This is a genomic window from Haloarcula laminariae (genome assembly GCF_025457605.1).
In the GTDB taxonomy this organism is placed as follows: Archaea; Halobacteriota; Halobacteria; order Halobacteriales; family Haloarculaceae; genus Haloarcula; species Haloarcula laminariae.
The window spans coordinates 24,056-36,340 of the sequence record NZ_JAMZFY010000005.1 but is presented as its reverse complement, the minus strand read 5'-3'; the positions used below and the strand labels follow the sequence as shown (position 1 = coordinate 36,340).

Genomic DNA, 12,285 nt, shown 5'->3' with positions numbered 1-12,285 from the left:
GCAAATACGTATGCTGAGTCAACTATACAAACTATAGTAGCTTTACTTCGTTGCGGATCTTTTTCTCTAACTCTTGTAATGATTTTTGAGTGTCTTCAAGCTCTTCAATGTCTGAGGAAGATAAGTCATCTTTATTGAGTGTAGAGCTTATATTCTGAGTACATTCGCTGATTTCATGAAGAGCACTATGGAAGTTCTTTTTTGCAGCCGAGTTATCTCCTTTTTCCCTAGCTGAGTGTGCAGCTTTAACCAATATATCTATCCGCTGAATACGTTTAGAATCTACTCGAATTGGCACATCACCCCCACTTGAGTCAGCAGCCATAGATGGGATGATCATGCTTAGGACTAGCACGATTGTAGTCCAGGGTCATAATCCTATCGCCTTCAAGATTTCTGGTGCGTATTCTGGATAATTCTCTACCGCTTTTTTAATCAACCATTCAATTCCAAGCGTGGAGGAGCTAGTCGCTAGCAATTGCAAGAGATATTTGTAAACTTCTGCTTCATCCTGATCCAATTCGCTATCTCTTAGCGCTTCCTGCAATTGCTTTTTGACTTTCTCTTCCGTTAAAGCGTCTAAATCACCAGTTTTGTCTTGTAAGTCAGCAAGGATTTCCGTCTGTTCCTGTTCCAAAGATTCGATGCGCTTCTGGCGTTCATCTCTCTGGTGCTCGATGATACTGTCCGGGAGCTCATCCGATTTCACCAAGGCGATAGGCGAGATAACAACCTCGCCATTCTTTTCAGACAATTCTCCAAGGACACCTGCTGATATTGAACGGATATCTATATCGGCGTCTTTGAGACTAGGTGGTAGTTTAACCCCTACTGAAGAAGTCGCTGTAATGTGTTCTCGAAGATATGCAATATCCGGGTCTGGATCTTGCCAGTTCTCTTCACCAATATCGAAGAAGCCGACGATGAATACAATCTCTCCGAGTATTTCATCTCCGTATTGCTCGTAGTGTTCTTGAATGAAGTGGGTACTAAACCGACGACGAGACTCCTCGACAGTCTCAGCATTTCCATACCGCTTTTGCCGCCTATCAATACTCTTGTAGTCTCTTAGCAACGCATAGAGGAGAGATGCAGCATCCTGTTCAGGCTCTTCAAATCCTTGAATCTTTTTGAGTACTTCTGCGCTGTCATCGTGCCGGTTCCACTCGTCACGAGTATCCAACAGGTCAGGATTTCTCGATTCTGGGGTTGAGGTTACCCATTCATAGGCGTCCTCGTTAGCTGCTAGCTTAATGACGTTGTTCCAATAGTGGTCTTTGAACGGATTCCTCAGGTCAAATTGGTGCCTGAAGTTTTCGAAAATATCTTCCCAGACAGGGGGCTGTTTTGCCGAGTCCGCGTGTTGCTCAGAAACTTCGTAGACACGCGCATCTATCTTCTTGTGACTGGAAGACCGGCGCTGGAGAATATTTCTATCTACTAATGCCTGAAGACTATCGTCCAGTAGTTTCGAATAGCGGCCCCCCATGTAAATCGAAAATGGGGCAAACTGACGGGCATTCTGTTCACGCAGCTGATTACAGTATTTTTGAACAACAACATCAGTACTGCATTCTGGCGCTGATTCTTGAACAGTAGCGACCGCAAGTACGACACTTTTGAGATAAAGATGCCCGAATTCCTGCATTCCAGGCGGGAAAAGCTCCCCGGCGAGATGCCGCAGTTCGTGCGACAAGGGATCACCGCCGTCAGGCGGAGGCATACAACTCACTATGTTAGTATGCTACAAATAACCAGGTGCTGGTACATACCACTCAATATATCTTACGTAGTGCGTGTTTACAAATCAGTTCACGTGACTAAGATTTGTCTTGATAGTAATACCAGCAGTAAACTCAGTTTTGTCTTTGCTGTGAAAGATGGCAAGCTATATTATAATTTGTGTTAACAAAGCACATATGTCAAAGAAAAGGGTGCAAATGCTGCCCACGACCAAGGATGAAGATAGACTTGCAAAGAGTTTGAAAGAACAGGTCCCCGACCGTGTGTATATTCTATACAATAAAGATCCGATAGCAATGCATGATGGATTAAACGAAGATGTCACAAAAAATGTTGAAGGTATTGTGCAGGATTATACACTGTGCTACGATCGCGACGAGGTTTTCAAAACGGGAATTGATTTTTATCGGTTCAATGAAGCTCTTGTAGAAGTTTACAAGCTAATATATAAAGAAAGTAAGCGAGGAAACGAGGTCTTGGTGAATGTTTCCGGCGGGACAAAGCCTGTTGCTATTGCCCTTACTTTTGCATGTTCCCTAGTAGATAACGGAGAACCAATATACTACGTAGCAGAAAAGTATCCGAACTCACATTCGCAAACGGAAACGGATAGTCAGGGTGTTGTGGATACTCCATTTGAGATTGGGCCACTACAAGGATTAGACCTCAGTGATATTCTACCAGACAAGACAGAAGAGAAGAAAATACGATTAATTCTCCAGCTCTTAGAAGCAGATGCTCCCTCAGGTACGGCTGAATTACTCAGCCAGGCTGGGGTTATTGCTCCTGAAAAGCCAGAAGATGAAAAGGAAGCAAGCAACCGGAGAAGTATCCTGCAGTCACATTATCCAAAAGCTCGGAGCTTAAAGGAAGACAAGATTGCTTCGAAAGGGGATGATGGCTACACTCTCACGAACAGTGGTGAACTGATTGCGCGACTTATTAAGGCGCGAGAAGAAGCTGAGCAAGAACTTGTTGAAGAATAAAGCGCATTTTGATACCAACAGAAACGATACCAAGTATTACTGGAACAACGACTAGATTGCAGTAGCTTCTCACGGTGTCGATATATTGTACCTCAGATGTTCGAGCTCGACGAGACGCCTTGCGCTACGCTCGGTGACTGGTGCGAGCATGTGCGTCGGAAGCGTGGCTGGGACGTTGGGCCACGTGTCGGTGGCTCTCTGGTCGGCGACCTCGCTCGGGCGGTGGACGCATGGACGGCGCTTCTGTGGCCGACGCTCGTGGATTCGTGTACGAACCCGTCCGTGGTCCCAAGCGGAAGATCGAGTTCGAGCCGCGGTCGGACGGCGGCTTCATGCGGGTCGAGGCTGTTTGGAACGGGTGTCAGTGGCGGGTGACCGGCCGGGAGGTCGTGACGACGATGCGGCGGATTTGATTTCTCACGAAGACGGCGGATTAGCCGCTCAGTCGGTGTGGCAATTGATCGTATAAGCAGATACTGTATCATTCATCTTCTGCTCGATCCTCCCACTGGTCCACTATATCGTCGGCTAAACCGCCTCGGTCATACTGGAAGCTCTTTCCTGCTTGCACACCCTCAGCGATCTCCTCAACATCATCGGCATCCTCTGGGCTCCATCCTTTCTCCGCAACTAACCACGCTCGGATCGTCGCCGGATTAAACCCGTATCCCTCACGGTGCAATGTTTCGAAGATTTCGATACACTTCGACCTATCTGATGGATGTGTTATACCGGTCGATGTGTTCACAAATACATCAAGCGTCTCGACAGCTTCCTTGACGACTGAATCATCAATCGCAGGCTTCGTGCCACTTGTATCGCCGGTTAATGATGTCGCACCCCACGTATCAATCCAACCCTCAACCTCGTCCTTGGACCACGGAAGAACAAGGACATCTGTCACACCATACAGGTCATCAATTTTGTCCAATAGTTTCTTATCCGGGTATAGCGCAAGGATCGGGCCACTTCGCCACCCCTGTGGATCAATCCGTTTCGTCATCAACCGGATCTCAACATCACCTAACTGCACTGGATTCTTTTTATCCAGCTCGTTAGCTGGCCCGTCTCCGATTACCGAGGAAAGCACACCATCAAGCTGATTTTTCGTATTGACTGCCAACAATGCATCTTGCTTCTCCGAATCTTGCTTACCAAGCTGGCGCAGCCAAACCAACGCCTTCTCCAAAGCCTCTTCATTCGGTCCTTCTGCATCAATAAATAACGCACGCCGATCACTTTTGCTCATAACCCGCCCTTCTTACCCCTGCATTAAAAAGAGCAGGCAGCGATTGTAACCTCTCTGCCTCATAGACAGCGGCTTCGAGCGGGTCGAGGCCGTCTAGAACGGCTTTCAGTAGCGGGTGGCCGGGCGAGAGGTCGTGACGACGATGCGGCGGATTTGAGTAGCGGTTTGAATTTTTGTCCAGTTGGGACTGGAACAGTCGGTCAGTGCGGGTGCAAACTGACCTCTGGCGAAATGCCACTTTCCAGTAGTATTTCTAAAACCTCGATGCATACACACAGAGCTTAGCTCGCAGGGCCTTCATCCCAAGAGCATAGATAAATATACTTTATGTTTATTCGTCGTTTTCTCCAGCTAGGTTTCTACCCGCCCACTCATACAAACGCGCCTGTTTCAGTGTATATCGTCGAAGTTCTCTAACTCGTTCTGGTGTCATTGAATAGACCCCAACTCCCTCCTCCCGCTCTCGTTCTGCGAAATCACCCTCAAGGAGCTCATCAAACAGTTTCGGGACTTTCGACGGGTCTAGTTGACGATCATGGTTCGATTCATACTGTTCTACGATACGTTCAGTGCTAACTGGTGTGTCATTATTCTTATTCATCCAATGTATAGTTGATAATATGCCAGTATGAATAGGAGTCAGACTATCGACTGGTTGTTCTCGTTGTATTTCCTTGGCTGAGTCCCCTGGTCGCCAAATTGTATCTTCAACGCCAAACAATTGGTCTCCTTCGTCTAGATACTCATCTAATACCTCTACAGTCAGATCTTCTAACTCAATTCCAAGCTCCTCGCAGTGGGTCTGATGTTTCTCTAAGGCAGCTTCTTGAGATGTAGCGGTGACTACAAATTCATCAAATACCGGACCTTCCATTGGCGAGTCTTCAGGGTGTTCAATTCCTTTGATTGGGCCTCTAATACAGTAGTAATTCGTCATAACAACGTTTGGGAGATTATACTACTTCATACTATTGTACTGACCGAGTCGGTGACCCACGTAGCGGCTTAACCAACAGTCGGCCACGCTCACCTGAGGTTGTTGGTTAACCACGTCGACTGGGACGGTGGCCCCCGTCTCGACAAACCCGTCGACGACCTCATGGGAGATGCCAGCGCGTGGACTGTGCCGTTGCTGCCCGAACACGTCGAGGCCGCTACGAGCCCGAGGGCGCTGCCGGGATGGCTGTCCTGGAGCCCGGCGTGGGCGAGCACTGAGTGGCGGGCGACGCTCGCGAACGTCGAGTAGGGAGTCGGTTTTCATATAATGGGTCAGGTACTTCTGGAAACCCTCTGTCTGAAACCTGTCGGGGGCTGGAACGATACTGCCCATGCGTCGCTTCAGTTCCGCAAGGGTTCGGCTGAAACTCGCACAGCTCTGCGTCGTCTAGCTGGTCGTGGTCGTTTCAATCCCGCAAAGGTTCGTCTGAAACCGTTGCATTGACGGCGCCGTTGCTGAGCGTGACCTCGCTTCAATCCCGCAAGGGTTCATCTGAAACGTGTGAGGCAATAGGCGACGACACCCGCCATATTGCTTCAATCCCGCGAGGATTCGTCTGAAACAAGGCGAGGATGTAACTTCCCTCGCCGTACCACGTGCTTCAATCCCGCAAAGGTTCGTCTGAAACTGGGTTCCAATCTCAGGGCGCAGCGTCGTCAGGGTCGCTTTAATCCGGCAAAGGTTCTTCTGAAACGCTTTGGGGCGTGATTATCGGCGGTTCCGTGCTGGCGCTTCAATCCCGCAAAGATTCGTCTGAAACCGGCGATGGTCGTCATCGAGTCCAACGGGATGTAGCAACTTCAATCCCGCAAGGGTTCGTCTGAAACCTGGCATTCGTTCTCTCGCTCGCTGTCCTGGCTAGCGCGCTTCAATCTCGCAAAGGTTCGTCTGAAACGACCTCGTCGGTCGAGCTGTCGTTATCGTCGTCGCTTCAATCCCGCAAAGGTTCGTCTGAAACGTGACCGACCCCGACACCAACAGCAACCTACACGTGCTTCAATCCCGCAAAGATTCGTCTGAAACCCCGGACGAGTCGCTAGAGTAGCTGCGGCAGCGGCTTCAATCCCACAGGTTCGTCTGAAACATGTTGGGCCACTCCAGCGTCTGCAGTGTCTCGTAGCTTCAATCTCGCAAAGGTTCGTCTGAAACGCGGGGACGGCTCGCCCTTATGCCACAAGCACCTGCTTCAATCCCGCACGGGTTCGACTGAAACCTTCAGCAGGTAGCCCACGATGTAACCGGGGTAGTAGCTTCAATCCCGCACGGGTTCGTCTAAAACAGCCACCGAGCGAACAAGTGGGGCACGGCGTGCGAGCTTCAATCCCGCAGGGGTTCATCTGAAATCCGGGACGTGCACCAGTACAAGCACAACCCACAGTTGCTTTAATCCCGAAAGGATTCAGCTGAAACCGGCGATAATCGTCATCGAGTCCAACGGGATGCAGCAACTCCAACCCCGCAAGGGTTCGTCTAAAACCGTGGGGCGTGACAATGCGGTGCTCGCCGTGGTTGCTTCAATCCCGAAAAAGTTCGTCTGAAACTGCTCGTCCCGTTCGCGGCGTTGGTGATGCTCCCGCTTCAATCCCGCAAAGGTTCGTCTGAAACGGCCGGGGACAACGGTGACAACGGGGTGGCCTTCCTGCTTCTATCCCGTAAAGGTTCGTCTGAAACACACCGAACACGGCAAACACTGGGATGAACAGTTCGCTTCAATCCCGGAGGGTTCGTGTGAAACACGAGATTCGAGAACTCCAGTGCGAGCAGGAGGCGCTTCAATCCCGCACGGGTTCGTCTGAAACGGCCCGACCTGGCCGTTGACGACGGCGACGCCCTGGCTTTAATCCCACACGGGTTCGGCTGAAACCTCGCCCTGGTCGTTCTTGCCGGCCCAGGGGTGGCTTCAATCCCGCAAAGGTTCGTCTGAAACACCCGTGACGGCGACCCTTCTTCATGGCCCGTTTGACACTTCAATCCTGCAAAGGTTCGTCTGAAACTGAGCCGTCTTGGGGTGACGTGCGGACGAAAAACGAGCTTCAATCCCGCAAAGGTTCGTCTGAGGCCGCGAGCGCAGCATAGTCGGCAACCTCGATACCGTTGCTTCAAGCCCGGAGGGTTCGTCTGAAACTATGGTATTCTCAATAATTCGCCTGACGAGCCAGAGCTTCAATTCCGAAAGGGTTCGTCTGAAATCAGCCGCCTAAGGCTGCCTGTATCCTGTCTTGATGTGCTTCAATCCCGCAAAGGTTCCTCTGAAACTGCGAATATCGCGGACGGCATAGACAGGCACGCTAAGCTTCAACCCCTCAAAGGTTCGTCTGAAACACCGCTCGTCGCGCTCGATTTCGATGCAGGCGGCGCTTCAATCCCGCAAAGGTTCGGCTGAAACGCCATGTCTCGGCCAGCGATGGGCCGCCAGGGGTGCTTCAATCCCGCAAAGGTTCGTCTGAAACCGCTGTGAGGACACGCTCAGTCCTGTTCGACGGGTTGCTTCAACCCGCAAAGGTTCGTCTGAAACTGCGGTAGAGCCCAGCCTCAAGAGAGGTCGTTGCCCTTCAATCCCGCAAGGGTTCGTCTGAAACGTTCTTGAGGTCATAATCCATCCGCGAGTGTATTATTCTTGGCTTTGGTCAGAACTGGGACTGATTGGAGATAGGCTCGTCTGCCAAGTGTAAACCACCGCTCACGAGGTCGTATTTGAGACCAGTCCCACCGGTATGCTCGAACACTTGGACTCCGTCTGCATCGCGCTCGCGTCTGTCGAGTCGTGGGAGTCGTGGTGTGTCCTCGACAATCGACTTCGGCAGTGAGACACGCAGACTAGCAGCGTTCTGTAACTTGTCGAACCCGGTCGGGTCATCGCCCGCGAGACAGTCAGAGATGGCCGTGATTTCACCCTCGTCAGCTGCGGTCTGTGCGACCATGACATCACACGTCGGGCGACCACCGATTAGCGATTGGCTGCCGAGCCATCTGGCGTTGGCATCGTCAATCGCCGCTCGCAAGTCGCCACTCCAGAGCGACTTGGTTTCGAGAGCGTCGAAGTAGGCTGCGACAGCGTCCCGAGAGAGCGTCGCATCGGCGACATCGCTTGTATCGGGGACCGAAGCGAGGATCTCCGAGATAAGCTCGAGATGTCCCGGCACACCAGCGTCGGTCGCCCCTTTCTCGTAGACGTAGTAGGCTGGTGGGTCGGTGCTCGGGGTCGCCGGTGTCGCTTCATCTGGGTCGGCTAACATCCAGACGATCACCCGGCCGCCGTTCCGTCCCCACTCGTAGGACCGGTTGCACCGGCCCGCGGCCTGGACGATGCTATCCAGTGGTGCGATATCACGAAAGACGGTCTCGAAGCTAAGATCAACGCCTGCTTCGATGGCTTGCGTCGAAACGAGCACGAATCGCTCGTCACGTGTCGAGAGGCGGTCAGCGATTTCAATCAGCAGCTGCCGATCGAAGGGGCGACACCGTGATGTCAGTGTCAATAAGTACGTCTCTGAGCTGCTGTCCAAATCTCGGCTTGGGTCCGGTTGGTCGTCATTCGGCGGTTGTACTGCACTGGCAGGTGACACACGCTGCATGACTTCGTCGACGAGTGCGCCAGTGGTACGAGCTGGGTCGGCCGCATCCACATCGTGCTCGTTGAGGACATCTTGAATCGCTTCTCCCAGGTGGGTCACATCTGGCCGGGCGTTGAGCACATTCGTGAGCTCTCTCGAGCTCCCGATAGTGTTACAGATGGCCAGTGTCGACCCCTCGTCGTCAACTGACGCTAGCACGCGATCGGCAGCGGAGTCGTAAGCAACGTGTGTCTCTTCGACGCCAGGGGCCCGACTCAGCGCCGTGTCATCGATGGTGTACCGGACACGCTCTGCGTCTTCGAAATACGTCGCCTTCGGGTCCGGTGGTAAGTCAGTCTCGTACGTCGGCCCCTGCTGGCAGTCTTCACACTCTGCTACATCGTGTTGTAGTCCGTTCGCAAGCAGTGACTCGGTTTGGAGGTTCCTGACCAGACTCGGCTGGGTTGCCGTCATAGCGATGACGTGTGCGTCGTACTCGTCAGTCAGGATATCGAGCAGCCGGACGATTCCGTCCCACCAGTCTTTGGGGAGTGCTTGTGGTTCGTCCAGGATGATGATACTCGACTCGAGTGCGGGGAGTTTCACTCCCTGTCGATTGGTCGGGCCAGCAAGACTCTCGAACAGCTGTACGAACGTGGTAAGTATCGTCCCATCGCGCCATGCTTCCCCGAGGAACGCAGCGGTCTCGTCGTCTGTGGCTGCCGTGTCTGCATCCGCATACTCATCATGATGCACGACCGTCTCGCTGAGATAGTGATGCACCGTCAGTGCCGATTGTTGTGGATCGGCCCCCCACAGCTCCGGATTCTCGAATATCTCGCGTGTCTGCTCGATAATGCTCGTATAGGGAAGCGCGTAGACGATGAGGCTCGTCGGCTGTGTATCATCTGCGAGGATATCTCTCGCCTCGAACGCCGCTGATAATCCTGTGAAGGTCTTTCCCAAGCCTGTCGGGAGGGTCAACGTTGCAATTTGTGAACTCGAAGCCGCCAACCACTCGTGGACTCCCCGCACGGTCTGTCGACGAGCACGCTCTCGTTCGTCGTTCAGACGTGCTTCGAGACTGTTCTCGGACGCCTCACGCCGCAACTCTCCGATGTAGTCCTCGATAGCTCCACGCCCCAACGTCTGCAAGTCGAATATCCAGCCCTCCGGAATGTCCATTGCATGGCTCTTATCAGCCAGGGTGAGTGCTGACCAGAATCGAAGCGTTCGGTCGTAGAGTCGCTTGGGGAGCGCCTCAGTCTCGACCGTGTACCCCCCGAGTGTCTCGCGGGCACTGACATCACGAAGTTCCGACGCGATGTCACCGGAGAGTGCCCATGAATAGAACGGCTCCCAGTCCGGATCCGAAACCGGTGTTTGTGCCAGCAACGCCTCCGCTGCCTCGGGCCACACTTCGTCGATGGCTGTCAGCTGTGCCTGGGTTGGCTCTGCATGCTCTTCGAACGCACGAGCCAGCGTTTCTGCGGTGTATTGTGCCGCGTTCGGTAGCGCCTGATGGTGCCGAGCGACCGCCAAGGTCGCCGCGAGACGGTCTCTATCTGGCGCGTTCAGTTCGCCCAACACGTACCAAGTCGCCAACGCACCAAGACGGGCATGCGTTGTCTCCTCGTCGGGACACGTTGCTGTCTCCTCCGGGCGGACGTATGCCTGAAACTGCGGGGTTGCCTTCCCGAAATCGTGGAGGGCAGCAGCTGCACGGAGTACATCGGTCGTGGCATCGTTGTTGCCGAAGAGTCGGACTGCTCGGTCTGCGACGACTCGGTTGTGGGACGCCAATCGGAGGTCGCCACGCGGCGTCAGTTGCGCCTCTGTGTATGTCTCGGGCGTCTCGTTCCGTGTCGGGTGTGAAATCAGTGGCAGCTGCATGAGTGATGGGGGAACTCAGCGGAAGACGACAGTACGCGATTCGACGGAAACAGGGATTGCGTCCGTTCTGGCTCCGATTTGAACCGTACTATCAGCCTGTTGGGTGTAAACATAGTCGTCGAACCGGGTCGTCCGGCGGCCGCCATTATGCCGCTCCATTACCGCAGGCGACCGCTCAACACCGTACGTTACACCGCTTTGTGGAATCGTATCCGAGAGCGAACCTGGCACAACCGAGTCCACATCGAGCTGAGTGTCCGCGTTCACTCGTTCCGGATGCCCCGCTTGGACATCATCTATCGTCGCGAGGTACTCGGATTTCCCGAGGCTGGGCGGATATACGGCTGTTCCAGCCTCGAGGTGGTCCCGCAGTTCCTCGTAGAAGTCGTTGTCTTCTAGGGCCACGTCGATACGGTACGCTGGGTCCGCAAGAACTTCGTACGCGTGCAGTTGCCGGTCGCCTTCGGTATTCTGGTAGGTGAGATTGAACTCACTATAGTAGTTACCGACGTTCGTCGTGACATCCTGTTTCGGGTCGGTTCCGAGCCCCACGGTTGGAATATTGACCGTACGAATGTCCGACAGTGGCGTTATCGCGATAGCAGCGTTGTCAGCCCCAAAGGTATCGTAGTACGAGTTCCGCTCGGCACCAACGATAGCTGCAAGCATGCCGGCAACGGTCGTTCGTGGGGGGACTCGATACGTTTGCTTGGTCGCGCTCCGCCCGACTCGTTTGAAATGGCCCCAGGTTGACTTGACAGTAAACGATAGGCAGCGGTCCGGAACGCCATCCGCGTCAATATCTGGTGACATCGTCGACACCACGTTCAGGCTGCTAAGTCCCGTTCTTCGAGCACATCGATCCGATGGACGGCATGGCCGTCCGATTCAAGATAGTCTGCGAATGCATCACCTTGCATGGTCTCACCGTCGATCTCGATTGTGAGTCGGTCGTCGCTCACGAGGTGGAGTTGTTCAATCCGGTCGCTCGCGTTGTTCAATGCCGCCACTAACTCTGAAACGTCGACCACAACGTCGCTCACCGACCGGAGCGACTCAGCACTCTGCTCACTCAGCTCGAGCATATCTTGTAGCCCGCCGAGATGATAGTTCCCCGCTTCGTACTCCACGCGGAGGTATAGCCGCGGTTCCTGTCCCAACTTCGAGCGGGATGTGGTCTGGTTTTTCAGCGCCCGCCAACACAGTGTGTCGAGCCGTTCGACATCTGCCTGATCCAGCTGTGTCGATTCGGCACCGTTGTTGTCGACGAGCCCCCAGAACGGGAAGATTCCGTACTTGATTCGCTTGTCGTCTAGGTCGAAGCCACCCTGGCGATTCTCTTCACCTGTAGAAATCACGCTCGTGAGGGAATCGTACTCCTCGTTCTCTTCAACCTCGTTCAGCGATTTCGATGGCAGGAACTGGACGGGGCCCTGGTAGTGGTTCGGCAGCGCATCGTTTAACCCGGCCCGGAACTTCTCGTCTGCTTCGTCATCGCTGGCCTCGAAACTGAGCGTTGCACCGAAGTAGCGAACGTCAGTCGCAGCTTGGAGAAAGTCGCTCCCGAGGTCTTCGACTTCGTCAAGCTCCTCAGCATCACCGACTAGGTCGAGCACGTCCTTGATGAGGGTAGTCCGTGTCCGTGCTTCACCATCAACTTTCTTGACATAGATGTCGAATCCATCATCGAGCAACTGGTCGCGGAGATAGCGCTTGAGGCGAACGTCGGTGATGATCCCCTGGCCGGTGTCAGGGTCGCGCCGTGGGCGGTTGTCGCCAATCGGGTTGCCATTGGGGTTGCAGTCCTGTGCATCGTAGACAAACAGCAGCTCGGATCGGTTTGGTGTCGTCATTGGTTTAGTG

General features: G+C 53.6%; 10 protein-coding genes. 3 read left to right on the top strand and 7 right to left on the bottom strand.

All coding sequences use genetic code 11. The features are described 5' to 3' along the window. Positions 1–31: 31 nt before the first annotated feature. Positions 32–325: a hypothetical protein gene (locus NJQ98_RS18690; RefSeq protein WP_262181557.1), complete on the bottom strand. Its 294-nt coding sequence runs from the start codon at positions 323–325 to the stop codon at positions 32–34. A 45-nt stretch (positions 326–370) separates the two neighbouring features. Next, positions 371–1,723 (bottom strand): hypothetical protein, encoded by a 1,353-nt coding sequence (locus NJQ98_RS18685; protein WP_262181556.1) that lies wholly within the window; start codon positions 1,721–1,723, stop codon positions 371–373. A 157-nt stretch (positions 1,724–1,880) separates the two neighbouring features. Here NJQ98_RS18685 and NJQ98_RS18680 point away from each other — a divergent pair, with 157 nt between their 5' ends. Further along, on the top strand, positions 1,881–2,729 hold the full coding sequence (locus tag NJQ98_RS18680; RefSeq protein WP_262181554.1) for an HFX_2341 family transcriptional regulator domain-containing protein: 849 nt from the start codon (positions 1,881–1,883) through the stop codon (positions 2,727–2,729). A gap of 230 nt (positions 2,730–2,959) precedes the next feature. Next, positions 2,960–3,142 carry a hypothetical protein gene (locus NJQ98_RS18675; RefSeq protein WP_262181552.1) on the top strand — a complete coding sequence of 61 codons (183 nt, stop codon included), beginning with the start codon at positions 2,960–2,962 and terminating at the stop codon, positions 3,140–3,142. A 68-nt stretch (positions 3,143–3,210) separates the two neighbouring features. Here the strand turns inward: NJQ98_RS18675 and NJQ98_RS18670 are convergent, their stop codons facing one another. Together NJQ98_RS18670 and NJQ98_RS18665 are read right to left on the bottom strand one after the other, a co-directional pair. After that, a complete protein-coding gene (locus NJQ98_RS18670; protein ID WP_262181551.1) occupies positions 3,211–3,978 on the bottom strand; it encodes a DUF1889 family protein in 768 nt (255 codons plus the stop codon). 331 nt (positions 3,979–4,309) lie between these two features. Beyond that, a complete protein-coding gene (locus NJQ98_RS18665) occupies positions 4,310–4,915 on the bottom strand; it encodes a hypothetical protein (RefSeq protein WP_262181548.1) in 606 nt (201 codons plus the stop codon). A gap of 162 nt (positions 4,916–5,077) precedes the next feature. Here NJQ98_RS18665 and NJQ98_RS18660 point away from each other — a divergent pair, with 162 nt between their 5' ends. Continuing rightward, the gene (locus NJQ98_RS18660) at positions 5,078–5,224 is read left to right on the top strand and encodes a hypothetical protein (RefSeq protein WP_262181546.1); all 147 of its coding nucleotides are present in this window, start codon (positions 5,078–5,080) and stop codon (positions 5,222–5,224) included. Between the two features lie 2,378 nt (positions 5,225–7,602). On the opposite strand, the gene NJQ98_RS18655 is transcribed toward NJQ98_RS18660, so the two are convergent. From NJQ98_RS18655 to cas7b, 3 genes are read right to left on the bottom strand one after another with little or no spacing between them, the layout of a single operon-like run. Then, positions 7,603–10,422 (bottom strand): CRISPR-associated endonuclease Cas3'', encoded by a 2,820-nt coding sequence (locus tag NJQ98_RS18655; protein WP_262181543.1) that lies wholly within the window; start codon positions 10,420–10,422, stop codon positions 7,603–7,605. 15 nt (positions 10,423–10,437) lie between these two features. Next, positions 10,438–11,235, bottom strand: coding sequence for a type I-B CRISPR-associated protein Cas5b (gene cas5b / locus NJQ98_RS18650; RefSeq protein WP_262181542.1), 798 nt, complete (start codon positions 11,233–11,235; stop codon positions 10,438–10,440). A gap of 14 nt (positions 11,236–11,249) precedes the next feature. Then, complete coding sequence (gene cas7b, locus NJQ98_RS18645) at positions 11,250–12,275, bottom strand: type I-B CRISPR-associated protein Cas7/Csh2 (RefSeq protein ID WP_262181540.1); 1,026 nt, start codon at positions 12,273–12,275, stop codon at positions 11,250–11,252. Between the last annotated feature and the right edge of the window lie 10 nt (positions 12,276–12,285).

Excerpts from the sequence above, each read along its gene's own strand:
- NJQ98_RS18690 (WP_262181557.1), bottom strand. The coding sequence starts at position 325 with ATGGCTGCTGACTCAAGTGGGGGTGATGTGCCAATTCGAGTAGATTCT.
- NJQ98_RS18685 (WP_262181556.1), bottom strand. The coding sequence starts at position 1,723 with ATGCCTCCGCCTGACGGCGGTGATCCCTTGTCGCACGAACTGCGGCAT.
- NJQ98_RS18680 (WP_262181554.1), top strand. The coding sequence starts at position 1,881 with ATGGCAAGCTATATTATAATTTGTGTTAACAAAGCACATATGTCAAAG.
- NJQ98_RS18675 (WP_262181552.1), top strand. The coding sequence starts at position 2,960 with ATGGACGGCGCTTCTGTGGCCGACGCTCGTGGATTCGTGTACGAACCC.
- NJQ98_RS18670 (WP_262181551.1), bottom strand. The coding sequence starts at position 3,978 with ATGAGCAAAAGTGATCGGCGTGCGTTATTTATTGATGCAGAAGGACCG.
- NJQ98_RS18665 (WP_262181548.1), bottom strand. The coding sequence starts at position 4,915 with ATGACGAATTACTACTGTATTAGAGGCCCAATCAAAGGAATTGAACAC.
- NJQ98_RS18660 (WP_262181546.1), top strand. The coding sequence starts at position 5,078 with ATGGGAGATGCCAGCGCGTGGACTGTGCCGTTGCTGCCCGAACACGTC.
- NJQ98_RS18655 (WP_262181543.1), bottom strand. The coding sequence starts at position 10,422 with ATGCAGCTGCCACTGATTTCACACCCGACACGGAACGAGACGCCCGAG.
- cas5b (WP_262181542.1), bottom strand. The coding sequence starts at position 11,235 with ATGTCACCAGATATTGACGCGGATGGCGTTCCGGACCGCTGCCTATCG.
- cas7b (WP_262181540.1), bottom strand. The coding sequence starts at position 12,275 with ATGACGACACCAAACCGATCCGAGCTGCTGTTTGTCTACGATGCACAG.